Source organism: Candidatus Chazhemtobacterium aquaticus (genome assembly GCF_009936135.1).
Lineage (GTDB): Bacteria > Patescibacteriota > Microgenomatia > UBA1400 > Chazhemtobacteraceae > Chazhemtobacterium > Chazhemtobacterium aquaticus.
In genome coordinates this window covers 662,114-685,325 of record NZ_CP047901.1, presented here as the reverse complement: position 1 = coordinate 685,325, position 23,212 = coordinate 662,114, and the positions used below count along the sequence as shown (strand labels likewise).

23 protein-coding genes are annotated in these 23,212 nt (G+C 44.5%); 16 read left to right on the top strand and 7 right to left on the bottom strand.

The window, feature by feature from the left end; genetic code table 11:
- Positions 1-3: 3 nt before the first annotated feature.
- Positions 4-825, top strand: a complete 822-nt coding sequence (locus MICH65_RS03625; protein WP_161932050.1) for a hypothetical protein — start codon at positions 4-6, stop codon at positions 823-825.
- Between the two features lie 1,203 nt (positions 826-2,028).
- Here the strand turns inward: MICH65_RS03625 and MICH65_RS03620 are convergent.
- Positions 2,029-2,895, bottom strand: coding sequence for a UbiA family prenyltransferase (locus MICH65_RS03620; RefSeq protein WP_161932049.1), 867 nt, complete (start codon positions 2,893-2,895; stop codon positions 2,029-2,031).
- A gap of 114 nt (positions 2,896-3,009) precedes the next feature.
- Between MICH65_RS03620 and MICH65_RS03615 the strand changes: the two genes are divergently transcribed.
- On the top strand, positions 3,010-3,960 hold the full coding sequence (locus MICH65_RS03615) for a tyrosine-type recombinase/integrase (protein WP_161932048.1): 951 nt from the start codon (positions 3,010-3,012) through the stop codon (positions 3,958-3,960).
- 25 nt (positions 3,961-3,985) lie between these two features.
- On the opposite strand, the gene MICH65_RS03610 is transcribed toward MICH65_RS03615, so the two are convergent.
- The 6 genes from MICH65_RS03610 to MICH65_RS03585 form a co-directional block, all read right to left on the bottom strand.
- Positions 3,986-5,293 (bottom strand): UDP-N-acetylglucosamine 1-carboxyvinyltransferase, encoded by a 1,308-nt coding sequence (locus MICH65_RS03610; RefSeq protein ID WP_161932047.1) that lies wholly within the window; start codon positions 5,291-5,293, stop codon positions 3,986-3,988.
- A gap of 19 nt (positions 5,294-5,312) precedes the next feature.
- On the bottom strand, positions 5,313-6,275 hold the full coding sequence (locus MICH65_RS03605; protein ID WP_161932046.1) for a ribonuclease H-like domain-containing protein: 963 nt from the start codon (positions 6,273-6,275) through the stop codon (positions 5,313-5,315).
- Positions 6,276-6,336: 61 nt separating this feature from the next.
- A complete protein-coding gene (gene gyrA / locus MICH65_RS03600; protein ID WP_425305013.1) occupies positions 6,337-8,910 on the bottom strand; it encodes a DNA gyrase subunit A in 2,574 nt (857 codons plus the stop codon).
- An 85-nt stretch (positions 8,911-8,995) separates the two neighbouring features.
- The gene (locus MICH65_RS03595) at positions 8,996-9,940 is read right to left on the bottom strand and encodes a manganese-dependent inorganic pyrophosphatase (protein ID WP_161932044.1); all 945 of its coding nucleotides are present in this window, start codon (positions 9,938-9,940) and stop codon (positions 8,996-8,998) included.
- Positions 9,941-9,958: 18 nt separating this feature from the next.
- Positions 9,959-11,926, bottom strand: a complete 1,968-nt coding sequence (locus MICH65_RS03590; protein ID WP_161932043.1) for a DNA gyrase/topoisomerase IV subunit B — start codon at positions 11,924-11,926, stop codon at positions 9,959-9,961.
- 83 nt (positions 11,927-12,009) lie between these two features.
- Positions 12,010-12,657 (bottom strand): hypothetical protein, encoded by a 648-nt coding sequence (locus tag MICH65_RS03585; protein WP_161932042.1) that lies wholly within the window; start codon positions 12,655-12,657, stop codon positions 12,010-12,012.
- A gap of 82 nt (positions 12,658-12,739) precedes the next feature.
- On the opposite strand from MICH65_RS03585, the gene MICH65_RS03580 reads away from it, so the two are divergent.
- The 14 genes from MICH65_RS03580 (at position 12,740) to MICH65_RS03515 (ending at position 23,191) form a co-directional block, all read left to right on the top strand.
- Positions 12,740-14,548 (top strand): GspE/PulE family protein, encoded by a 1,809-nt coding sequence (locus MICH65_RS03580; RefSeq protein ID WP_161932041.1) that lies wholly within the window; start codon positions 12,740-12,742, stop codon positions 14,546-14,548.
- Between the two features lie 49 nt (positions 14,549-14,597).
- On the top strand, positions 14,598-15,641 hold the full coding sequence (locus MICH65_RS03575) for a type IV pilus twitching motility protein PilT (protein ID WP_276568128.1): 1,044 nt from the start codon (positions 14,598-14,600) through the stop codon (positions 15,639-15,641).
- Between the two features lie 6 nt (positions 15,642-15,647).
- Positions 15,648-16,856: a type II secretion system F family protein gene (locus tag MICH65_RS03570; RefSeq protein ID WP_161932039.1), complete on the top strand. Its 1,209-nt coding sequence runs from the start codon at positions 15,648-15,650 to the stop codon at positions 16,854-16,856.
- Positions 16,857-16,975: 119 nt separating this feature from the next.
- Complete coding sequence (locus MICH65_RS03565; protein WP_161932038.1) at positions 16,976-17,533, top strand: type II secretion system protein; 558 nt, start codon at positions 16,976-16,978, stop codon at positions 17,531-17,533.
- 130 nt (positions 17,534-17,663) lie between these two features.
- Positions 17,664-18,470 carry a prepilin peptidase gene (locus tag MICH65_RS03560; protein WP_161932037.1) on the top strand — a complete coding sequence of 269 codons (807 nt, stop codon included), beginning with the start codon at positions 17,664-17,666 and terminating at the stop codon, positions 18,468-18,470.
- Positions 18,471-18,527: 57 nt separating this feature from the next.
- The gene (locus MICH65_RS03555; RefSeq protein WP_161932036.1) at positions 18,528-19,118 is read left to right on the top strand and encodes a hypothetical protein; all 591 of its coding nucleotides are present in this window, start codon (positions 18,528-18,530) and stop codon (positions 19,116-19,118) included.
- Positions 19,119-19,131: 13 nt separating this feature from the next.
- Entirely contained in the window at positions 19,132-19,644 is a 513-nt protein-coding gene (locus tag MICH65_RS03550) for a type II secretion system protein (protein WP_161932035.1), read from the top strand.
- Entirely contained in the window at positions 19,638-20,102 is a 465-nt protein-coding gene (locus MICH65_RS03545) for a type II secretion system protein (RefSeq protein WP_161932034.1), read from the top strand. The genes MICH65_RS03550 and MICH65_RS03545 overlap by 7 nt, the downstream gene beginning before the upstream one ends.
- 2 nt (positions 20,103-20,104) lie before the next feature.
- Positions 20,105-20,569, top strand: a complete 465-nt coding sequence (locus MICH65_RS03540) for a type II secretion system protein (RefSeq protein ID WP_161932033.1) — start codon at positions 20,105-20,107, stop codon at positions 20,567-20,569.
- The gene (locus MICH65_RS03535; protein ID WP_161932032.1) at positions 20,566-20,949 is read left to right on the top strand and encodes a type II secretion system protein; all 384 of its coding nucleotides are present in this window, start codon (positions 20,566-20,568) and stop codon (positions 20,947-20,949) included. The genes MICH65_RS03540 and MICH65_RS03535 overlap by 4 nt, the downstream gene beginning before the upstream one ends.
- Positions 20,946-21,434, top strand: coding sequence for a pilus assembly FimT family protein (locus tag MICH65_RS03530; RefSeq protein WP_161932031.1), 489 nt, complete (start codon positions 20,946-20,948; stop codon positions 21,432-21,434). The genes MICH65_RS03535 and MICH65_RS03530 overlap by 4 nt, the downstream gene beginning before the upstream one ends.
- A 1-nt stretch (position 21,435) precedes the next feature.
- Positions 21,436-21,849, top strand: a complete 414-nt coding sequence (locus MICH65_RS03525; RefSeq protein WP_161932030.1) for a type II secretion system protein — start codon at positions 21,436-21,438, stop codon at positions 21,847-21,849.
- Complete coding sequence (locus tag MICH65_RS03520) at positions 21,846-22,346, top strand: PilW family protein (RefSeq protein WP_161932029.1); 501 nt, start codon at positions 21,846-21,848, stop codon at positions 22,344-22,346. The genes MICH65_RS03525 and MICH65_RS03520 overlap by 4 nt, the downstream gene beginning before the upstream one ends.
- Positions 22,346-23,191, top strand: a complete 846-nt coding sequence (locus MICH65_RS03515; RefSeq protein WP_161932028.1) for a hypothetical protein — start codon at positions 22,346-22,348, stop codon at positions 23,189-23,191. Before MICH65_RS03520 ends, MICH65_RS03515 begins: the two co-directional genes overlap by 1 nt.
- Positions 23,192-23,212 lie beyond the last annotated feature (21 nt).

Genomic DNA, 23,212 nt, shown 5'->3' with positions numbered 1-23,212 from the left:
GTAATGACTAAACGGTTTAAGTTTGTTTTAGCTTCTGGTTTGATGGCGTTGTTATTGTGGGCAATGCAGTTTGTAGTGCCAGAACATAGGTTGCAGGTAATTATTGTGGCAGTGGTTTTGTCTTATTTGTTGTCTGTGTGGGTGCTTTTTGAAGATTTAAAAGGGGTTGAGTGGATTACGATTATTATTTTGCCGGTGTTTTACACCCTTGGGGCGGGTTTGTTTTCTTTGTTTTTGCCTGAGTCGGTACCACGGATTTTGGGTCAACGACTTGAGGCTGATGTAGCGAGGTTGGTGGCGAGTTTGATTCGGGCGTTGTTTTGGGTCGGATTTGGCCTGGGTTACTATGCTATTTATTTAACTGAGAATATTTTTAGTGTGGCGGCAATACGGACGATTCAGCTGTTGAGAGCAGCTCATGCGGTAGGTTTTTTGTTGACCTTGTTAGTGGGATTGTTTTTGTTTCATGCGTTGGTTTCATTTAAGTTGCCATTCTGGGCTTTGTCGTTGTTGGCGGGTGGTATGTCTCTGCCTCTTTTCTTGCAGGGCAACTGGTCGATGCAACTAAAGGAAGGGTTAAGTAGACGGGTTTGGCTTTATTCATTGGTCGGCGCATTAATCGTGGCTGAGGCGGCTTTGGCTCTTGCTTTCTGGCCGGTTGAGGGATTGACGGCGGCCTTAATGCTGGTGACAGTGATGTATGTGGTGTTAGGTTTGTCACAGCAGTACCTTTCGGGGAGGTTGTTTAAAAATCAAATGAATGAGTATGTGGCTGTGGCGGTGATGGTGCTTTTGGCAAGTTTTTATATTACAAGTTGGCGTTAATTTTTTTAGGACGCGGGTATGGAGTAGGGAAGACCTATAGTCTATGCGGGAATTGTAATTATCCTATAACATTACAGTACAGCAGGCTTGTCCGGTCTTGTTGATTTAGCCATGATTTGAGGCTAGCAATACAAAAAATTTATGGCACTAGATCTTGAGGGGGAGAGAGGAGTCTAAGGGTAGATAATTTAGCCTTAATTGATACAGTTTGATCGATATGTGGAAAACTATAGGTATTTTTTCACGATTTCCACGGGATATAGAAGGTAAGAGCCTTAGGTCATCTGGGGGGAGATTAGCCTTGTTTTGTTAGATAAATATTTAGTTGTTGGTTTGTGTCGTGGATATTTTTGATGGACATACATCTTCACTTCCCTACTTGTTCGAGAGTCGTTTCGGACTAGGAGATTGTGTCGTACAATGTTACTTTTACGACATGGTGTGGTGCAAAGGTGGTGGAGAAGTGCCAAGTAGTCCCCAACGATGGATTGAATAAAAACCCGAAAGATTTTCGGTCTTAACAAGCATGACTATACTCCCCGGTTTTTGTGCCACTAGTTATGGCTTTGTGCCTGGTTCGCCTTTTTGAATAAAAACCCGAAAGGATTTTTGAGTTTTCTTACATCAGTAATTGGATATTATCTGATTAAGCCATTTTGCCTAAAATGCCTATATATCAATGTATTCTCGAGGTAATGAGATAGCTTGCATGTGTCTGGAAAGCCTTCTGAAGGCATTAGAAGCGGTCGTAGGCATGTAGGCCATGCTTTTTGAGGCTAGGACTGTACGAGTTGTGTTGTTTATTGCCAGAGTGTGGTTGTCGAGTGTAGTGGTGGCTTTAAGGTCGTTTGTGTGCGGATGATAAGGAGTGTTGGCTGTTGTCTTGATCATATCCTTCTTAATTTCATGACTAGCCTATTCGACTATAGATATGATTTGGAAATGTGAACGCTTAGATATTAATGATATAGATAGGCAAACTAGGTAAGTAAGGATTGTTTATGTAATTTATGGTGGATAAATGATTAGTTAGTTTTTAATTTTCTTGTTTCTTTAACCACATAGGCGAAAAATATCGTTTATATATTATGGGATATATAACCCTTTGAGTCTTTATTGGATATTTAAAGGGAATATGGGCAGAAGACTCCCCTCTCCCCTATTGAAGATAGGGAGAATTTTGACGACTTAGAAAATAAAAAATTAGAAATATTGGAAGCTGTGGACTGCAATCAGAATGGTGCCTGTAGCTACTAGTACGACCTTGAAGTACTGGTGGGCAATCTTGTGCCTGAATTGTTCAGAGGAAATAAGGTAGAAAAAGGCGAAGATTAAGGCTAATCCTAGCAGGATGATTTGGAATTGTCCTGAGAAATTGGATAGTAAGAGGAGGGTAATAAGGATGGCGGGGATGACATGGAAGTAATGAGTTTTGTTTTTTATACCGTCGACATTAACGATGGAGGCAGTATTGTTGATGTTTGAAAGGCGATCGACCTTGTAGTCTCTGATTTCGCTGTAGAAATCGGAAAGAACGGAGAAACTAAAGGCGATTAGAGCTACCAGGTAGATCTTGGGATTTAGTTCAAGGCCAAAGCCAATGGCGGTAATGAGGATCTGGGCTGTACCTAAAAAGAGACCGTGGGAGACTAGGTCAATGATAGGCATGGATTTAAGCCTGACTGATTTATATGAGTATAGAAAGCCCAATAGGAGGCAGGTCAGTGCAATTATTCTGGCTAGTTTGCCAAATGGCCAGACTAGGAGAATTGAGATAATAGCTAGAAGAGTGGTAAAAACAAGACCTTGAGAGCGGGTGATTAGTTTTGCGCTGATGGGGTTTCTTAAGCGTTTTTTGGGGTCTAGAGCGTCATCGGGTGCATCCTCAAGATCATTGATAGCGAAGGAAAAAGCAGTGATAAAGAGATTTGTTAAAAAAAGGTGGGTAAAGGTAAAAGGGTTGATGGTCCCCTCAATAAAAGTAGTCATTAAGCTGACAGTGGCGAATGATTGGGCAAAAAAATCATTGACACGGGTGAGTTTGTAGAAGCCTAGTAGTTTTGTTTTCATAAATAAAGATTATATGCCTCAAGCTGCTGTTTGTAACCAAGCATAGTGTCGCACATTGTTGATTTGTGGCGACAGGTGTGCTAGAAATTATCAAGGGTCTCCCCTACCCTAGTGATGAAACAGACAAAGAAAACAAAAGAAGATTTTGAATTAAAAAAATTAATTAATCGGTTTATCGCCCACCTTGAGGTTGAACGGAATTACTCAAAATATACGTTAAGAAACTATAGGTTTTACTTGACTCGATTTAGGAAGTGGTTTGAAAAAAAATACGAGCAGGAATATGTTAATCGCTTAACGGCTGAGATGGTTAGAAGCTATCGATTGTGGTTGAGTCGTTATGAGGATGAGAAGGGCCAGACCTTGTCAAGAACAACGCAGAGTTATCACGTAATTGCTCTACGAGCTTTTTTAAAGTACTTAAGTAAGAAAGGGATTAAGAGCTTGTCTCCTGAGAAGGTAGAGCTGCCTAAGGCTGAGGGTCGAAGAATTAGGTTTTTGAGCCGTGAACAGATTGAGAGACTGCTTGACCAGCCGCTGACATCAGAGCCTGAAGGATTGCGAGATAAGGCGATACTGGAGGTGTTGTTTTCAACTGGTTTGCGGGTTAGTGAACTGGCTAAATTAAATAGAGAGGATATTGATATTAAGAGTCGAGAGTTTGGGGTGGTGGGTAAAGGAAGAAGAGTAAGAGTGGTTTTTTTAAGTGAACGAGCAGCTAAGTGGTTAGAGAGATTTTTAGTGGCTAGAGACGATCATTGGCGGCCGGTGTGGATTCGGTATTCGGGAACTAAGGCGGATCCAGCGACTGCTGGTGAACAGATGAGGTTATCGGTTAGGACTATACAGAGAATTGTTGAGAAGTATCGAAGGTCGGCAAAGTTACCGATTAAAGTAAGCCCTCATGTGGTTAGGCACTCTTTTGCGACAACCTTGCTGCAAAACGGAGCAGATTTGCGTTCGGTTCAGGAGATGTTGGGACACAAGAATGTAAGCACGACTCAGGTATATACCCATGTGACTAATCCACAACTGCGCAAGGTGCACGAACGCTTTTTGAAGTAGGGAAAATGGTTTGAATGAAAGAATCTTAGACTGTAGTGATTGATGCACCAAGCTGACGGTAAACTGAGAATATATCAGGATAGCGCCGGCGAAGTATGTCTACTCCGTGAATGGTAGTGGTGACAGGATCGGCTAGAGCAGCTAGAAAGATAGCCTTGGTGGCTTGGATGACTGAGGGAGGACTGACCTCCCCACCTTTGAAGGTAACTGGTCCGGTGATGATAAGTCGTTGGGGGTCGCTGATAAAGATGTCGGCACCAAGGCTATTTAGTTCTCTGACGAACTCAAAACCATTTTCATACATCCAGTTTTGAAGAAGTAGACGCCCTTTAGTTTTGCTGGCTAAAGTGGCCATAACAGGGATGACATCAACAGGAAAGCCTGGCCAGGGCCTGGGGCTTAATTTGGGTAGTTGGGGGGCTGATAAGGGTAGGTTGGATTCTGGGTCAAGAGCCAAACCATGTTTGTTAAGCGAGACAACAAGATCCTTGTTTTGGCGGGTAACTTTGATGCCAAAGGCAGACATCCAACGGATGAGTCCGTCGACGATATCAGGCAGGTTGGCGTTTTTGATGGTAATGCGTCCGTCGGTTATACCTGCAGCTACCATGTATCCAGCAATATCAACAAAGTCAGGACTGGGAGTGAACTGGGCTCCATTTAGTTTGGGTGAGCCTTTGATAACAAGACGATTTGAGCCGATTCCTTGGATTTTGGCACCCATGTTAACAAGTAGATTTTCAAGATCGGTTACATGTGGTTCGCAGGCAGCCTCAATAAGTTCTGTTTGAGTAGATAGACCTGAGAGATACATTAAGAGATTTTCAGTAGCGGTAACACTGGCTTCCATTTGCCAGATACGTAAATGGGGGGATGGTTTTTTGGGTGCAGTTAGGATGACATGATTGTCGGCTAGTTTGATCTTGACTCCAGCTGCTTTAAAGGCATCAAGGTGAGTGGTGATGGAACGGAAACCAAGCAGACAGCCACCAGGAAGTGGAATCTGAGCTTTGCCCAAACGGGCAAGCAAGGGGCCGGCAAACATGAGCGATCCACGAAATTGCTCACCTAGCTGGCGGTCAACCTTGTGGGTTTTTAAGTTTTTGGCTTGTAGTGTAACTGTGTCTAGTTGGCGGGTGACTTTTACACCTAGAAGCTTGAGGATCTCAAGGATTTTTTCAACGTCACTGGTGGCGGGAACATGATGGTAGACAACTGGCTGGTCGGTTAGAAGAGCAGCTGGGAGGGCTGGTATGAGGCTATTTTTGTTGGGTATGGGGGTGACGGTGCCGATTAAAGGTTTACCCCCGATGATGCTAACTGTGTCGCTCATTGAGTAGAGAAGATATTTGTTAAAAATTTAGATGACCGGAGAGATATTGATGCCAGATATCGTAGAGTTCTTTGGTGGAGATAACGTCGCGGGAAACATAGTCAGCGATGGCTTGATGGTTTTTTTCGTAATAGAGTTGGCTGACCAGTAAACCCGAGACACCTTTTTCCTTAGGATTAGTGATGCCAAAGGCTCGGCAAAAGGCTTCTAGTTTAAATTGTCTACCTCCTTGGCGAAGATGGTCAGCTAAATCAATGAATTTATGCTTATTGTAGTGGTCGATTTCCATGGGGACTTTGACGCGGTTAATACCTGAGCGAATGATTAAAAAAGGCCAGTCGAATCCCCTACCGTTGTAGGTGACGAAGCGCTGATATTCTTGGGTAAGGCCCCAGAATTTGGTAAGTAAGTCTTTTTCATTGGCAAAGGTTGAGTAGGTAAAGCTGGGATTGGAGTTTTTGAGTTTTTGGTCAGTTAAGGCAAGGACCTCTCCCCTACCCTCTTGATTGATCAGGCCAATAGCCTGAACAAACCCATAGAGGGAATACAGGCCGGTTTTGGTTTTGGCTTCCTCCTCATCAGTTTGGCCCTCGATGCGGTTTAGAAAATAGTCTTGGTCCCAGGCCTCTAGTTCATCAAAAGGCTTGCCGACTGTTTCGATGTCGAAGATCATGGTGGGAATGGTGGAGAGATGGTCGGTGAAGTTTAATGAAGAGTCGATGCTGGCTTTTTGGATATTGAGGTCGATTTTGCCCTGGTACTCCCCTACTCGACCGGTGACAAGGGCAATTTTGCCAACTTCAAGAGTAACATCATCAAAGGCATCGTTCCAGACTTTGGCTTCTAGTTGACCAGTTGGGTCGCTTAGGGTGACTTGAAGATATGGGGTGTTGTTTTTGGTGGTTTTTTGAGTGACATTAGTGATGGCGAATGGATGGTCGGTAATATAGGTTCCGGCTTTAAGAGTTTTGATGGTAATCATATATTATAGGGTTTTAGTTCCGCTTATCAGTTGTACTAAAAATCAGGAGTAAACCAGGTTACTACTCGGTGGTCGTTTGGTCGATGATAGTGGTAGCGGCCACGGCATCGCCTGATTTGGGGCGCATTAAGATCACGCCCTGAGTAGGCCGTTTAAGTTGAGGGATGTTTTTGATAGGTAACTTGATGGCCTGGGCCTCCTTGGTCGTAATGATGAGATACTCGGCAGTCTGGGTGACCATCATAGCTCCGGCTATGTCACCAGTTTTGTTGTTAAGAGTAGCGACTTTGACCCCTTGGCCGCCACGTTTCTGGGTTGGGTATTCCTCAAGTGGAGTACGTTTACCAATGCCATGGCTGGTGACGATGAGCAAGTCTCTGAAGTATTTGCGGCGCTTGTCTTGAGGAGGAGTGAAGGTGGGGGCAAAGGTTTCCATACCAAGAACATAGTCATCTTGGTGGAGAGTAATACCGCGAACTCCCATGGTGTCTCGACCTGTGGGTCTAACGTCAGTTTCTGGGAAGCGGATGGATTTGCCGTGCTTGGTGACTAAAAGAATATGGTCGGAGCCTAGGGTTTGTTTAACCCAGACTAACTCATCATTGTTTTTTAGGCTAATGGCTATAAGACCGTTGCTTTTGATGTTTTTGAACTGTTTGATTGAGGTGCGTTTGACCAGTCCTGAGCGAGTGGTGAAGAAGAAGAACTGGTCGCCTAGATCTTCGATTTTTTCAGGAACGGCTAGAATAGCTTGGATTTTTTCCTCCGGATTGATGTTAATTAGATTAACAACAGCTTGTCCTTTTGAGGTACGGCTGCCTTCGGGAACATCCCAGACACGGAGTAAGTGAACCTGACCTTTGTTGGTGAAAACAAGCAGGTGGTCGTGAGTACTGGCGGCTAACAGCAGGTGCATCTCGTCTTCTTCTTTTTTGGTCATACCAGCGACACCTTTACCACCACGACGTTGGCTTCTGAAGGTAGCGGGGGGCATGCGCTTGATGTAACCAGTTTTGGTTAGTGTAACGATGGTTTCTTCCTTGGCAATTAAGTCTTCATCGCTAAATTCGTCGACAGCGTTCTTGTGAACAATGGTTCTTCGGTCATCGCCATAGGTGGTGACTAATTCGTTTAGCTCGCTGATAATGGTGTTTAAGATATTTCCAGTGTTGGTGATGAGTTTAAGGAGGGTGTCAATTCGTTTCATGAGCTCGTCATATTCATCTTGAATCTTTTGGCGTTCGAGGGCAGCTAGTTTGCGAAGCTGCATGTCGAGAATGGCTTGGGCTTGGATTTCGGTGAAGCCAAATTTGTCCATAAGGTTGGTCTTGGCTGTTTCTGAGTCAGGGCTTTTCTTGATGGTCTGGATGATTTCGTCAATATGGTCAAGAGCTTTAAGAAGTCCTTCAAGAATGTGGGCTCTAGCCCTGGCTGATCTTAGTTCGTACTGGGAGCGGCGAACGATGACGAGTTGGCGATGTTGGACATATTCATTAAGAATCTGCTTAAGAGTCATTAACCGGGGGTGCATGTCGCTGGCTAAAGCAACAAAATTGGCGGGGAAGGAGGTTTGTAGTTCGGTTTGTTTGTAGAGATTGTTTAAGACCTTTTTAGGAACGGCGTCTTTCTTCAACTCAATAGCTATGGTTAAGCCTCTTCGATCGGATTCGTCGCGAATGTCTGAGATACCATCAATTTTCTTTTTGCGGACAAGGTCAGCTATCTTGGCGATTAAGTTCGCTTTATTAACCTGGAATGGTAGTTCGGTAACTTGGATGGCGTAGTGATTCTTTTTTTCAACAATTTGGGCAACGGCGCGAATGATGATGCGGCCTCGACCGGTGGTATATACCTCTCTGATGGCATTGATGTCAAAGATTTCGCCCCCAGTGGGAAAGTCAGGTCCTTTAATGTGTTCTAGTAGATCGTCGATAGTGGCTTCGGACTCGAAATCGCCAATCAAGAGGCGGGCATCATCAGTTTCCGGGTTGTTAAGTTGTTTTTGGGTTTGCTGTGAGATGGGAGATTTGCCTTTTTTGATTAAGGAGGTGATGGCAGCGGCCACTTCTTTAAGGTTATGGGGAGGAATCTTGGTGGCCATGCCGACGGCAATACCATCAGCGCCCATTAGCAAAAGATTTGGAAGTAAGGCTGGCATGACAGTGGGCTCTTGCTGTGAGGCATCGAAGTTGTCGGCGAAGGGAACAGTTTCTTTTTCAATATCCTTAAGTAACTCTTGAGAGATTTTGGTAAGACGAGCCTCGGTGTAACGCATCTGGGCTGGAGGGTCACCATCGATAGAGCCAAAGTTTCCTTGACCGTCGACTAATGGATAGCGCATGGAAAAGTCTTGAGCGAGCCTAACCATGGCATCGTAAACTGAGGAGTCACCATGGGGGTGGAACTTACCTAAGACCTCACCGACAACGCGGGCAGATTTTTTGTATGGACTTTTGTGAGAAATACCAGCGTCGTGCATGGCATAAAGAATGCGGCGGTGAACTGGCTTTAGGCCATCTCGAACATCTGGGAGGGCGCGGGAGACGATAACACTCATGGCATAGTCGACGTACGCTTGTTCAACTTCTTTGACTAAGCCAACAGTTTTGATCTGACCATACTCAGTTTGGGTGATGGTATCGATTTGGTCACCGTTAGTTATTGGGGGAAGATTTGATCTGATATCTTGGTTTTCTTTGGCCATATTGATGGTAATTTAGTTATTTATTGGTGTTGTCTAGCGCCTTTTCGATGGCGGGGGCAATTTCTTTCTTGCGAGATAGTTTGGGACCGATGTCTATAAGGTTGTTGTCTACAGATGAGGAAAAGGCTGATTGGGCAACATTATTCTCTTCGTCTGAAGCCAAGAGTAGTTTGGTGTTGGCGTTTAAGATATCGCTGATGGCAAGAAATGCAAGGTCAACATGTTGCTCTTGTTTGACTTGTTTAAGGGCGGCAAGTAACTCAGGTAACCTTTTGGAGATTAGTTCTTGTTGTTCAACGGTTTCAATTTGGCCGATGAAAGTTCGTTTGGCGAAATCAAACACCTTGTAGTCATTTTTAACAATAGATATGGCGTCAAGACTATCTAAGTTTGATTTGGCTTTAAAAATTTCTAGGGTGAGGGAGTCTAGATTTTCAATGTTTGCCAGCTTGGCTAATTTCCGGGCAGCATGTCTGTCTTTATTGGTGGTAGTAGCAGACTTTAGGCCAACGGTGTCGGAGAGGATTGCTGAGAGCATGAGTGCAGCCAAGGTTGGAGAGATGGAAAGATTGTAGCGAGTAAATTTGTAATAGATGATGGTATTGGTTGATCCCCAGGGCTTGGTAGTGACCGAGATGGGTTGGTTTAGATTTAGGTTAAGCTTGTGATGGTCGATGACACCTGAGATTTGATCTGGATCGATTCCAGGTAGTCTTTGGTCTTCTTCATTATGGTCTACTAAAAGGATTTGATCTTCTTGTTTGATATCTTTGGCACTAATGATTGGTGGTGGTGTTTGATTAAATTTGTTAAGGACATACTCGGTCTCTGGATTGATGGGGTCAGCGATGACTGGAGTTCCGGTGGGATCGCCAATTTGCTTGAAAAAGTCAGCTAAAGAGATGGCGGCGACGACTGAGTCGAGATCGGGTTTTTGGTGACCAATGATGTAGTGCTTCATTTAATTAAAGTCTAATTTTTAGATATCTAAAGTGGCGAATTTGGCGTTTGTTTGAATAAACTTGCGTCGGGGAGGTACGTCTTTACCCATCAAAACATCGAAGGCATCATCAGCTTTACTGCCATCCTCGATGGTAATTTTTTTCAGGATTCTGGTTTCTGGATTCATGGTGGTTTCCCAAAGTTGTTCTGGGTTCATTTCACCTAAGCCCTTAAAGCGTTGAACGTTGTATTTTTTGTCTTGATATTTTTGTTTAACTATTTTGTCTCTTTCGGAATCACTGAAGGCATAATCGAAGTCTTTGCCTGATGAAATTTTGTAAAGGGGTGGCATAGCTAGATAGATGTAGCCGCCATCGATTAAGGGGCGCATGTGACGGAAGAAGAAGGTTAGAAGCAAGGTGGCAATATGGGCTCCATCGACATCGGCGTCGACCATGATGATGATGCGATGGTAGCGAAGCTTGGATGGGTTCATAGTTTCTCCTATACCCATACCCAGGGCGATAACTAAGTCTTTGATTTCGTTAGACTCGATGATTTTGTCGAGTCTGGCTCTTTCGGTGTTTAGGATTTTGCCTCGAAGTGGTAGGATAGCTTGGTTGCGGCGGTCACGACCTGATTTAGCGGATCCTCCGGCGGAGTCTCCCTCAACTAAGTAAAGTTCTGATTCGGCAGGGTCTTTGGTTTGACAGTCGGCAAGTTTGCCTGGGAGCGCAGATCCCTCCAGAGCGCCTTTTCTGACCACCGCGTCACGAGCGGCTCTGGCAGCAAGTCGGGCTCTAGCGGCTAAAAGGATTTTGCCGATGATGGCACGAGCGTCATTGGGGTGCTCTTCGAAGTAGGACTCAAGATATTCTTTGGTAACCTGATAGGTTGCGGATTGGGCTTCGGCATTGTTTAGTTTGGTTTTGGTTTGAGATTCGAATTGGATTTCGGAGCTGGGCATCTTGATCCAGACAACGGCAGTAAGACCCTCTTTTAAGTCATCTGAAGTGAAGGTGAGTTTTTTGGCTTCATCAATAAGTTTGTTTTTGGTGGCGTAGTCTTTTAGAGTGCGAGTTAGAGCGGTACGAAAACCGGTCAAGTGGGCTCCCCCATCATAGGTATTGATGGTGTTGGCGAAGGTCTCGACAGTTTCGGCAAAAGCGTCTGTATATTGGAGAGCGATCTCGACGCTGATGGGTACTTCTAGACCTTCCTCAACTCTGCCTTGGAAATAGATGATATCAGTGAGAGAGGTTTTGTTTCGGTTAAGGTGGGTGACTAGAGAACGGATACCTGACTCAAAGTAGAAGTTGGTGTCATCAAGGGTGATGCTGGAGTGAAGATGGAGATGGACTCCAGCGATTAGGTAGGCGCGCTCGCGGAGTTGATTGGCGATGTGATTGAACTTAAACTCGGCGGTTTTTTTGAAGATGATGGGATCGGGTTTAAAAGTAGTGAAGGTACCGGATTCAGCGTTAAGGAGATGGTGATGGTATGTGGGAAGAATCTTTTTGGCTTCAGCCTGAGTGATGGTGGTAACAGGTGCTTTGGGCTTGCCTTGATTATATTCTTGGGTGAAGTATTGTTTGTCTCGTTTAACAATGACTCGAAGATGGGTAGAAAGGGCGTTGACAGCTGAAGCGCCAACACCATGTAGACCACCAGAAGCTTGGTAGGCATTCTGGGTAAATTTGCCACCGGCATGAAGTTTAGTGAGGGCAATCTCCAAAGCTGAGACACCTGAAGTGTGCATATCGGTGGGGATACCTCGGCCGTTGTCACTAATGGAGATGTAGCCGTCTTGGTGGATGAGGACAAAGATATCAGTGGCAAATCCGCCAATGGCTTCGTCAAGAGAGTTGTCAATAATTTCGGTAGCTAGATGGTGGAGTCCCCTTTCGTCGGTAGAACCAATGTACATGCCGGGACGTTTGCGAACAGGTTCTAGGCCTTCAAGAACAGTGATGTCAGCAGCGGTATAGTGTGTATTTGTAGCCATAAAAAAGATAACAACGAAGGGATATTTAGGATACTGGGATACCCAGGTTGGCAGGATGATTGTAACTAAAAGGACCGGCTAATTCAACGATGAGACAATCGCTTGAGGGTAAAATAGAGATGTTCTAGGGTTAATTGTTTATTAATGTTGGTTTTGAGGTTACCAAGAGCCTGGGTGGTGGATTTGATGGCAACTAGACGGGCTTTGGTTGGTTTGGAATGAAGATTTTGTTTTAAGAACAAAAGTAGAGAATGAAGCTGTTTTTGGGCAGTTTTGGCGTCTGTTTTGGCTGCCAAACTAATTAATTGAGCATAGTTGTTACTAGTTATATTCTTAAGCAAGTCTTTGGCTAACTTGGTGTGGGTTGATTTATGTGAGTTTAAGGGAAGGTGATGGCAGCGGGAAAGAATAGTATCAAGTAAGGAACTTGGTTGGTCGGCAGTGAGAATGATTTGAGTACGGGGAGGTGGCTCTTCAAGGGTTTTTAAGAGGGCGTGTTGGGCAGGTAAGGTGAGATTTTGAGCTTCCAAAATAAAATGGCGTTGAAGTTGATTTAATTCTGTCGATAAATTGATGTCTTTTTGGAACTGGCGAATGGTTTTGATGGTGATGGGCTGTTGGTGACCATCAATGACTTGTGGTGGTAAGGGTAAGTTTTGCTGAAAAGACTCAATCTTGTTTAATCTTTTTTTGTGATTACCGCCGGTGATTAAGGTACTAAGAGTACTCATGGAGTCATTATAACCAGATAACCAGAGATGGAGAGTGTCAAACTATACTTTGATTGGTAAGGTTGTTAAACTAAAGTAAATTATGAATATGCCTGCCCCGGGTACTAATAACACGTTGAGTGGTGCGCCAGTAACTGCTGGTTTGTCGAGTGTGGAGGAAATTTTACTGGCTAGAGGTGAGATTACTCAGGAACAGTTTGATAAGGTAAGGTTGGAGGTGGTCAACAAGGGTAAGAAGGCGGATCAGTTGATTTTGGAGCATAACTATGCGACTGAGAAGGCAGTGGTCAAGGCCCGTGCTGAGGTGATGGGTGTTGGTTTTGTGGATGTATCAAACTTAGGCGCTTCTCCTGAGGCGTTGGGGTTGATTCCAGAGTCGGTGGCAAAACGGTATCAGGTGTTGCCTTTTGCGCTTGATAAAGCAGAAGGAATATTGTCGGTGGCGATGGCTAATCCAGCTGATTTGACTGTAACTGATTTTGTGCAGGCTAAGTCTGGGATGAAGATACAGCCGTTTATGGCTGTGGCAGCGGATTTGAAGGCGGCGATTGAACAGCGATACACAGAGAGTTTGTCGGGAGAAGTGACCCAGGCTCTCGAAGAGGGTGGAGTGACACAGACTGGAGTAACGACGGTTGATGCTAAGAATTTAGGTGAGTTGATCAAGGAAGCACCGATCGCCAAGATTGTAAGTACAGTGTTGGAGTTTGCTATCAAAGCTAGAGCCAGCGACGTGCACATTGAACCACAGGTGAATCGGACGAGGATCAGATACAGAATTGATGGAATTTTACAAGAAAAGTTGGTGTTGCCGAAGTCAGTTCATGACGCGGTGATCTCAAGAATCAAGATCTTGGCGGGTATGAAGATTGATGAGAAAAGATTGCCCCAGGATGGTCGGTTTAATTATGTGATGGGTGAGGAAGAGGTGGACTTGCGTGTGTCTTCCTTGCCTACAGTAAATGGTGAAAAAATCGTGATGAGGTTGCTTAAAAAAACTGGTCAGGCTTTGACTTTGCCGGAACTGGGATTAAGAGGTAAGGCCCTGGCTAATTTGCAGGATGCGGTGCGGATGCCTCACGGTATTATCTTGATTACTGGTCCGACAGGTTCAGGTAAAACGACCACTTTGTATTCAATTTTGTCGATAGTAAGTACAACTAAAGTGAACGTGGTGACGCTTGAGGATCCGGTAGAGTATCAGATTGAAGGGGTCAATCAAGTTCAGGTGAATCCTGGGGCAGGTTTAACTTTTGCCTCTGGGCTGCGAAGCTTTTTGAGGCAAGATCCTAACATTATCATGGTGGGTGAGATTCGTGATGAGGAAACAGCAGATCTGGCTATTCAGGCTTCGTTGACGGGACATATGGTTTATGCGACCTTGCACACTAATGATGCAGCTGGTGCTTTGCCTAGGTTATTGGATATGAAAGCGGAGCCATATCTATTGGCTAGCTCAATTACGGCAGTGGTGGCTCAGAGGGTGGTAAGGCAGAACTGCAGTGCTTGTCGGGTGGATTATGTGCCAGAGCCTGAGGTGGTTGAGGATATCAAGAGAGTGTTGGGTCCTTTGTACGAAGCATGGCGGCAGTCGCACCCTGAGATGGTGGCGAAAGCGGCTGAGAAGAATGTTGAGTTGTTGTTAAGCCGTGGACAGGGTGATAGTTGTAAGGTTTGTGGCGGGAGTGGGTACAAAGGAAGAATTGGTATTTTTGAGGTAATGCCAATCACTACAAAGATTGGACAATTAATCATGCAGAGAGCAACCTCTTCGGATATCGAGAAACAAGCAGTGGTCGAAGGGATGATTTTAATGACTCAGGATGGTTATATGAAAGCATTGGATGGATCGACTACTATTGATGAAGTATTAAGGGTTTCAAGAACTTAAACATATGGAAAATAACAGCGCGACATATAAAACGATAATGCATAACTTGATGACGACCACATTTAAGATGGGGGCGTCTGATTTGCATTTGATTGTTGGATCTCCACCAACGATTAGGGTTCACGGGACCTTGAGGTCAATAGAGAACATGGAGGTATTGAATTCAAAACAGGTTGAACAGCTGGTTTTTTCAATTTTGAGTGAGGAGCAACAGCATAAATTGGTTAAGTTTCGCGAGCTTGATTTTTCGGTGGCTTTGGAGGGAGTGGGAAGGTTTCGAGCCAATGCTTATTGGCAGAAACAAAGTTTGGCTTTGGCGCTTCGAGCTATAGCTGAGAGGATACCTAGTATTGATGAACTGAAGTTGCCAGCTGTTTGTCACCAGTTTGCCAGATTGCGCCAGGGGTTTGTGTTGGTGACTGGTCCGACCGGCCATGGAAAAAGTACAACCTTGGCGGCTGTAATTGAGGAGATAAATCAAAACCGGACGGAACATATTGTGACAATTGAGGATCCGGTTGAGTATGTGTATAGCAATAGAGGTTCACTGATTTCTCAGAGAGAGATGGGTGATGATACTCTAACCTGGTCGGGGGCGTTGCGGAGTGTGTTGCGAGAAGACCCGGATGTGGTTTTGGTGGGAGAGATGCGTGACCCAGAGACGATTGCGGCGGCGATGACAGTGGCCGAGACGGGTCATTTGGTGTTTGCTACTTTGCATACTAACAGTGCGGCCCAAACGATAGATCGAATTGTAGACAGTTTCCCAGAGGATCAGCAGAACCAGGTAATGATGCAGCTGTCTAACTCACTTGAGGCTGTTTTTTCGCAGCGATTAGTACCAACGGCTGATGGTACGGGTCGGGTGCCAGCAGCTGAAGTGCTAGTAGCAACACCAGCAGTTAGAAACAATATTAGAGAGGGTAAGAGTCACCAGTTGGATAGTATTATCCAGACTTCCTCGGAACTCGGGATGATGACTTTGGAGAGTTCACTGGCTAACTGGGTAAATCAGGGTGTGGTCAGTTTTGAGAAAGCTAGAGAATTTAGTTTACGACCAGCTGATTTATCAAGACTGATTAGAGGAAGGTAGAGATATATGGCTAAGCAGTTTGGTTATAGAGTAAAGAATGAAGAAGGTAAGACATTGGATGGAGTACTTGAGGCGTCGAGTTTGGACCATGCTTCTAAACTGCTTAGGGGTAGAGGTTATTTAATTATCAAGGTAGAGGAAGAAAAAGAGAGTGAGATTAAGGAGATTATGCGTCGCTTTGAGCGGGTGAAGGTGGATGATGTGGTTAACTTTACTCGCCAGTTGTCGACGATGGTGTCGGCTGGTTTGCCGCTAACTGAGTCATTGTCTATCTTGCGAGTACAGAGTCCCCCAGCGATGAGTCGGGTGGTGTCAAAAGTTTTAGAGGAAGTAGAGGGCGGTAAAACTTTGGCAATAGCTATGGAGGAGTCTGGCGATGGAGTGTTTGATGATATATACATCGCTTTGGTAAAGGCAGGTGAGGCGGCTGGTGTTCTTGATGAAGTGTTGAAGCGATTGGCTGAGACAATGGAGAAGCAAAGAGATTTTAGAAGCAAGACTAAAGGGGCCATGGTTTATCCGATGATCATTATTATTGGTATGGTGATTGTGGCGGTAATTATGATGATCTTTGTGGTGCCGAGGATGACTGAGATGTATAAGGATTTTGGGGCAGAACTACCTCTACCTACTCAGATATTGATTGGGGCGAGTGATTTTGCGGTTAAGTTCTGGTATTTGTTGTTGTTAATTTTTGGTGCGATTGGGTATGTGTTTCTTAAGTGGTCGAGAACTGACGTGGGGAGTGTGATGATTGAGGAGACTTTAATGAAGATGCCGGTGGTAGGAGAGCTTAGATTGAAGATGGTAATGACAGAGTTTGCCAGAACAATGAGCTTGTTGATTAGTGCAGGTATTTCTATTTTGGATGCTTTGAGGATTACTTCAGCTGCAGTGGGAAGTAAGATAATTGGAGCGAAGATGATGATGGCGGCCTCAAAAGTCGAGAAAGGTCAGTCATTGGGTCTGGTTTTGGCAGAGCTGGGTGAGTTTCCGCCGATTGTCCCTCAAATGATTGCGGTGGGTGAGCAAACGGGAAAGATGGATGAGATTCTTGATAAGTTGGCAGATTATTTTGAGGGTGAGTCAGAACAGGCAGTGAAGAACTTAACTACAGCCATAGAACCGATGATTATGGCGGTGATGGGTGTGGGAGTAGGATTTTTGGTGATGGCAGTAATTATGCCAATTTATAATTTGACTAGTCAGTTTTAGCGTGTTAATTAGTAAATTAGTAATCACAGGCTTGAAACTATCAGGAAAAAGCTTGTGTTGCATTTGTTTTTAGGGATTGGTAGAGTGGTACTTGACAAGGGATAATTATTTATTTGAAAATGAAAATCATGATAAGACACAACCAACCCCAAGGTTTTACATTAATTGAGCTACTTATTGTTATCGGAGTTTTGGGAATCTTGGCAGCTGGTTTGTTGGCGGCAGTAGACCCATTTGAACAGCTTAAGAAAGGTCGAGACAGCAATACTCGTAACCAAGTAGTTGAGTTGCACAACGGATTTATCAGGTACTACGCTACTCATGGTGACTTGCCCTGGAATGATGATGCTTGTGTGGCTGATTTCTCTGGTGGGCCTCTGGCTTTGAGTGCTTTAAACACAGCTGGGTGTATTGATCCGCTGATTACTGATGGAGAGCTTAAGCCTGACTTTATGTCTGCAGTGGGAAGTGGCACGGCTGGTAACATATATATAAACTCGCCTTCCGCAGTGTCTCTGTCGATCTGTTTTGAGCCAACTAGCAAGTCCGTGTTTGCTGATGCAGGTACTCGATACAGTCAGGATGGTCAGACTGATTTATCTGCTACGACCTGCACCACTGAGAACAAGGCAACTATTGGTCCAGGAACTGCCGCTTGTTACTGGTGTGCTAAGTAATACCAAAAGTTTTTAAATTGAATTGGGAATACCCACCTTCCGGTGGGTATTTTAGTTAAAGGTATCCATTATTTGGTTGGTGTTTGATTAGGGGTTTAATGTTTGATGGAGAGATTGTATAGTTGAGGGCATGTTTTGGTACTGGGTGTTTTGGCTTTTTATATTTGGTTTGGTGATTGGAAGTTTTCTTAATGTGGTGGTATATCGAACTATCTATGGTGAGTCGCCTTTGAAGGGTAGATCAGTTTGCCCTCACTGTAAAAAGCAGATTTCGTGGAAGCACAACATTCCCCTACTCTCTTTTTTATTTCTTCGGGGTAAATGTGCGCATTGTAAGAAAAGAATATCTTGGCAGTATCCCGTGGTTGAGGGATTGACTGCGTTGTTGTTTGTTTGGTGGTATGTGATGGGTAAAGGATTTTTCCTACTCGTTAACACTCCACTAGAACTCGTCCAGCCATATTTTTGGCTAATGGTAGGAGTATTACTTCTGTTAGTTTTAGTCTTTGATCTATGGTATGGAGTGATTCCTAATGCGGTGAATATGTTGTTATTGGTCTTAGTTTTAGGTTATAGGGTGGCATTGGTAGTGATGGGTATTATGAGACCGCAGGATTTTTGGATGGCGGTGGTCGCAGGAATTGGCTTGGCGTTATTTTTCTATGGGTTATATTTATTGACGAAGAGAAAGGGGTTTGGTTTAGGTGATGTGAAGCTGGCACCAAGCTTGGGATTGTTATTGGGATTGAGGGGGACTATTGTGGCGACAATGTTGTCGTTTATGAGCGGAGCTGTAGTGGCTGTGGTGTTGCTGGCTTTGGGGAGAAAGAGATTTGGTCAAACTATACCTTTTGGCCCCTTCTTGGTATTAGGGACGGTGATGGCCTTGTTGTGGCATGAGTTAATCTGGGAGTGGTACTTTGGCTTGTTGCGATAAAGAAAAATGTCTTTGATCAGAGTCTGTTGATAGTAATGTTTGTGATACGCTTAAGGTATGAGGAAGGGAGTGAAGGGTTTAACGACGGTTGAGCTGTTGGTAGTAGTAGCATTGCTGGCAATGTTTGCCATTTTGTCATACGCGGCTTGGGACCATCAGTTAAAGAAATCTAGAGATGCTCAGAGGAAGGCAGATATGAATGAGTGGATGAGAGGTTTGTATGGTTATTACGATGATACGTTGTGTTTTCCTGAGGAGGATGTAATGCAGTGTGGCAGTGAGTCTTTAAGGCCATATCTTGACCGAGTACCCTGTGATCCTTTAGATAACAGTGTTCATTATTACGTTTACGAAAAATTGGGGTGTAATTTGATTTACATTTATGCGCGGCTTGAGGCGACAAATGATCCGATTATTCAGCGAGTCGGTTGCAGTGATGGTTGTGGTCCCGGGGGGGACATGAGTTTTAATTATTATGTAACCAATGGCGATGCCGAGGTAGTGATCGATACCGGAGCTGATCCGACTTGCGGAACATTGACTAAATATTGTTTCCCGATGCAGTGTAGTGCGTGTTGTCCGGGAGCCGGTTATCGATGTAATGCGGCTGGGGATAGATGTATAGTTGATCCAAGCTGTATAAACTAATATAGTTGAAGATATGAGGTTTAAGGATGTGAAGGGTTTTACGTTAATGGAGATTTTGGTAGCAATGGCGATTATGGGTATTTTGGCGAGTGTTGGTTATGCTGCCTATGCAGTTAGTCTTGAGAAATCAAGAGATGCCGGTAGAAAATCTGATTTGTCGCAGATTGCCAGGGCTTTGGAGGCGTATAACAATGATTATGGAGTGTATCCAAGAGCATGTACCGGTGGTGTGGTGGGGGGATGTAATGATGGCGATGATGCTTGTGCGTGGGGTGAAGCGTTTGAGACGACTGACAAGATATACATGAAGCAGTTGCCGGTAGATCCAAAGAATGATTGGACATATATATACTTGACCAGCACTGATCAGAGAAGCTATCAGTTGTATACTCGGCTTGAGAATGAGCGAGATCCAAACTGGGTTGAGTATACGCAAAGCTGTACCGCTATTGGTGAGGCGTGTACTTATGGTATGAGTAGTGCTAATGTTGATTTAGAACCACCATTAAGTACAGAGCCATGCTAAACAAGAATAACGAAAAAGGTTTTACGTTGATTGAGTTGTTGGTGGTGGTGGGGATAATCGGCATTTTAACGGCTTTGGTGACGGTAAACTTGCAAGGGGCCAGGGAGAGGGCAAGAGATGCTCAGAGAAAGGGTGATTTGGATCAAGTGCAGAAAGCCTTGGAGTTGTATAAGAATGATCAAAATCCTCAGACGTATCCATCAAGAATTGATTATCAAACTGTCATTGTAAGCGGAGGGTACATGAAGGAGTTTCCAATTGACCCAACACATAGACAGGTTGATGAGTGGCCAGATTATTGGTATTACGCCGACTTAGCAGTTGATCCATTGGAATATTTTTTGATTGCCTGTCTTGAAAACGCAGCTGATCCTGATGCTGACAAGAATAAGCCAGGTGGATCAAATAACTCTTCGGTGTGTACTAATGGATATAGTTATACTTTAACTGAGCCATAAATATGAAAGATAGAAAAGGTTTTACATTGCTTGAGCTGTTGGTTGTGATTGGTATTATTGGAATCTTGGTGGCTATTGGAACGGTTTCTTATAGTTCGGCACAGAATCGGAGTCGCGATTCGAGGCGAAGACAAGATCTGGAGGCGATTGCTAATGCTTTGGAAGCCTATTACGCAGACAATGCGGTAGCGAAGTATTCATACCCGAGCGCGGCGGATTGTACTGGTTATGAGGATTATTTATCAGCCGGGATACCAACTGATCCCAAGTGGGGTTTTGAGTACACTGATCCGACTGGTAACACGAGGAGTGGTGGATCAGGGGCATTCTGTGCGGCAACTGAGTACTGTATTTGTGTGGAGATGGAGGCAGCTGGGGGTGGTAATGCATATGGTCGATCAGGAACTGATTGTACCTGGACTGGAACGGGAGATAAGAATTATTTCTGTGTACAAAACAAACAATGAGAATAAAGGAAGCAGGTTTTACTTTTGTTGAGTTGTTGGTGGTTATTACGATTATTGCAGTTATCTCAGGCATTGCGATGGCTAGTTTCTCATCAACAAATGCAAATGCCAGAGACAGTAAACGTAAAGGTGACTTGGAACAGATAAGGGCAGCTTTGGAGATATGTCGAGCTGAAAGTGGGGCGTATCCAGCTTCTTTGGGTACCGCAATTGTTTGTGATGGACAAACTTATCTTGACCCGGTGCCAACTGATCCAAAGGATGGTCAGACGGGTTTTGGATATAGTTATACATACGTGTCCCCTACCCAGTACACCTTGTGTGCTACAACTATGGAGGGAAGTGGTGAGACCAGTCCATATTGCTTGAATAATCCATGATAGGTCGAAGAGTTGGTATAGCTGGTTTTACAATGGTGGAGTTGGTTGTGGCGGTGGGGATAATTGCTTTGTTGTCGGGTATGGGGATGGCGGTTTTTTTAGATTTTAGAGATAAGCGAGTGGGAATTGCGGATATGAAGGTAGTTGAGCAGACATTACGTGAGGCACAAAGAAAGGCGTTGGCGGGTGAGAGGCCGGTTGAGTGCGGTAGTTTTCCATTAAGTGGTTATCAGGTAGTTGTTGAGAGTGATGCGGTGGTGATGTCGGCTGTTTGTTTGGGGGCAGTTCCTCCAGAAACCAGGGTTGAGATGAATGATGTGACGTTAAGTAGTACTTTAGGGACGATTGTTTTTGGTTCGGTAAAAGGTGGAGCAACGGCGGCGACAATTACGGTATGTGTGCCTGAGATAAACTATCATTATCAAGTTGAGGTTGGGAGTGCTGGCTCGATTGAGGTGAGCGACGAGTTACCCGGAGGTTGTTGATATGAAAAGTATGATTAATCACAACAAGAAACAAGGGCAGTCATTGGTTGAGATTGTGGTAGCGATTGGAGTGATGGGTTTAGTGTTAACTAGTATGGTGATGGCAGTAACAATCGGAATCAAGACAACCAGAGTAGCCAAGGAAAGGGTGGAAGCAAGGCACTTGATTGAAAATAGGTTGGAAGAGGCAAGAAGAGAGCGCGACACTGATCCTGACGGTTTTTTTGGATTGGGAAACCGGACTGATCCGACCGAACAGGTCGGAACTAATCCGGTGTACAGCTTGACAACCTCGTATACCGAGATTGTTCCTGGGGAGCAGATTGAGATTGAGGTTGAGGTAACATGGGTAGATGGAGCAAATGATTATGCGGTGTCGGGGAGTACTTATTTAAGTAAGTGGGAGGTAAGATGATGAAAAGAAATGGTCATAAGATAAAAGGATTTACGTTAATGGAGTTAATGGTGACAGTAGGGATTTTGGGGATGATTATTGTGACGATTATGGGGATGTTTTTTAGGTCATTTAGGGGTGGAACTAAGGCGGATACGATTATGACTCTAGATCAGAATGCTCAGATGAGTTTGTCTATCTTAGAAAGATTTGTTAGGAATGCACAATCGGTTAGTGTTGGTGGTGGAGATTGTCCGGCTACAAGCGATAGTTTGACGGTGGAGAGTTGGGATGGCAGGTCCACTGTTTTTTCATTGGATAACGGCCAATTGGCATCTAATGGGGCGGTTATAAGTGGAGAGGCGGTGGTGATCTCTGACTTGGTTTTTGAGTGTGTCAGGTCGCAGGGAATTCCGGATCAGGTGACGGTTAGGTTTAATGCAGTAAGAACAGATGCCGGTGGAGGAGCTGAAACGGAGGCTAGTTATGAATCAGTGATTAATTTGAGGAACTATTGATGTTTGACTCTAAAAGAAGAATTGGTCAGAATGGGTTTATGAAGAATGGTGTGCGAGATCAGCAAGGTCAGGTGGCGTTGATAGTGGTATTGGTATTGGTGGTGATGGGGGTGATTGTGTTGTCAGTAGTAAGTCGATCAGTTTCTGATTTGAGATTGGCAGGAGTTGAACAGAGTTCATCTCAGGCCTTGAAGGCTGCAGAGGCGGGTATTGAGGAAGCATTGAGGAATATTAGTATCGGTGGATCTTTTGAGGGGACGGTGAATGAGGCAAGTTTTGAAACTGATGCCCAAAGTGAGGGAGCGGATGGTCAGGTGACAAATGTAGCAATCGAAACTGGAGAGGTGGTTGAGGTTAATGTGACAGGTTCGGCAAGTCCACCTACAAGTTTGGATATATATTGGGCAGACCGGGGTGAGTCGAATGAGTCCCCTACTGGAGCAGTGGAGGTAATTAAATATCAGCAGTTTTCTGATAGTGATTATCGAACAGTGCATTATGCTTTCGATCCAGATGCAACCAGGAGAGCTTCGAACAATTTTGATACAGCAACGGTGAATCCAGGAAGTTTTATGGGTGTTAGTTTTGGAGCTAGAGCTAATGTACCAATTGTGGCTGAGGATGTGATTGTTAGAGTGAGAATGTTGTATAACCGAGGAAAAATTGGAGTGTCTCCCTTGCCTGTTGGGTCGCTGTTACCTGATCAGGCATATAGGATTGTCTCTACGGGGTCAACGGCGGATGGTGTGGTTCGAAAAGTTGAGGCGATAAGAACGTTACCGGTGTTACCAGTTGTGTTTGATGCAGCCTTGTATTCGGGTGGTCAGTTAACTCAGACTGATTAAGATTTCTAGTGTGTTGTAGAT

Bases quoted from the DNA above. Each gene is read 5' to 3' on its own strand.
- MICH65_RS03625 (WP_161932050.1), top strand. From the start codon at position 4: ATGACTAAACGGTTTAAGTTTGTTTTAGCTTCTGGTTTGATGGCGTTG.
- MICH65_RS03620 (WP_161932049.1), bottom strand. From the start codon at position 2,895: ATGAAAACAAAACTACTAGGCTTCTACAAACTCACCCGTGTCAATGAT.
- MICH65_RS03615 (WP_161932048.1), top strand. From the start codon at position 3,010: ATGAAACAGACAAAGAAAACAAAAGAAGATTTTGAATTAAAAAAATTA.
- MICH65_RS03610 (WP_161932047.1), bottom strand. From the start codon at position 5,293: ATGAGCGACACAGTTAGCATCATCGGGGGTAAACCTTTAATCGGCACC.
- MICH65_RS03605 (WP_161932046.1), bottom strand. From the start codon at position 6,275: ATGATTACCATCAAAACTCTTAAAGCCGGAACCTATATTACCGACCAT.
- MICH65_RS03595 (WP_161932044.1), bottom strand. From the start codon at position 9,940: ATGAAGCACTACATCATTGGTCACCAAAAACCCGATCTCGACTCAGTC.
- MICH65_RS03590 (WP_161932043.1), bottom strand. From the start codon at position 11,926: ATGGCTACAAATACACACTATACCGCTGCTGACATCACTGTTCTTGAA.
- MICH65_RS03585 (WP_161932042.1), bottom strand. From the start codon at position 12,657: ATGAGTACTCTTAGTACCTTAATCACCGGCGGTAATCACAAAAAAAGA.
- MICH65_RS03580 (WP_161932041.1), top strand. From the start codon at position 12,740: ATGAATATGCCTGCCCCGGGTACTAATAACACGTTGAGTGGTGCGCCA.
- MICH65_RS03575 (WP_276568128.1), top strand. From the start codon at position 14,598: ATGACGACCACATTTAAGATGGGGGCGTCTGATTTGCATTTGATTGTT.
- MICH65_RS03570 (WP_161932039.1), top strand. From the start codon at position 15,648: ATGGCTAAGCAGTTTGGTTATAGAGTAAAGAATGAAGAAGGTAAGACA.
- MICH65_RS03565 (WP_161932038.1), top strand. From the start codon at position 16,976: ATGAAAATCATGATAAGACACAACCAACCCCAAGGTTTTACATTAATT.
- MICH65_RS03560 (WP_161932037.1), top strand. From the start codon at position 17,664: ATGTTTTGGTACTGGGTGTTTTGGCTTTTTATATTTGGTTTGGTGATT.
- MICH65_RS03555 (WP_161932036.1), top strand. From the start codon at position 18,528: ATGAGGAAGGGAGTGAAGGGTTTAACGACGGTTGAGCTGTTGGTAGTA.
- MICH65_RS03550 (WP_161932035.1), top strand. From the start codon at position 19,132: ATGAGGTTTAAGGATGTGAAGGGTTTTACGTTAATGGAGATTTTGGTA.
- MICH65_RS03545 (WP_161932034.1), top strand. From the start codon at position 19,638: ATGCTAAACAAGAATAACGAAAAAGGTTTTACGTTGATTGAGTTGTTG.
- MICH65_RS03540 (WP_161932033.1), top strand. From the start codon at position 20,105: ATGAAAGATAGAAAAGGTTTTACATTGCTTGAGCTGTTGGTTGTGATT.
- MICH65_RS03535 (WP_161932032.1), top strand. From the start codon at position 20,566: ATGAGAATAAAGGAAGCAGGTTTTACTTTTGTTGAGTTGTTGGTGGTT.
- MICH65_RS03530 (WP_161932031.1), top strand. From the start codon at position 20,946: ATGATAGGTCGAAGAGTTGGTATAGCTGGTTTTACAATGGTGGAGTTG.
- MICH65_RS03525 (WP_161932030.1), top strand. From the start codon at position 21,436: ATGAAAAGTATGATTAATCACAACAAGAAACAAGGGCAGTCATTGGTT.
- MICH65_RS03520 (WP_161932029.1), top strand. From the start codon at position 21,846: ATGATGAAAAGAAATGGTCATAAGATAAAAGGATTTACGTTAATGGAG.
- MICH65_RS03515 (WP_161932028.1), top strand. From the start codon at position 22,346: ATGTTTGACTCTAAAAGAAGAATTGGTCAGAATGGGTTTATGAAGAAT.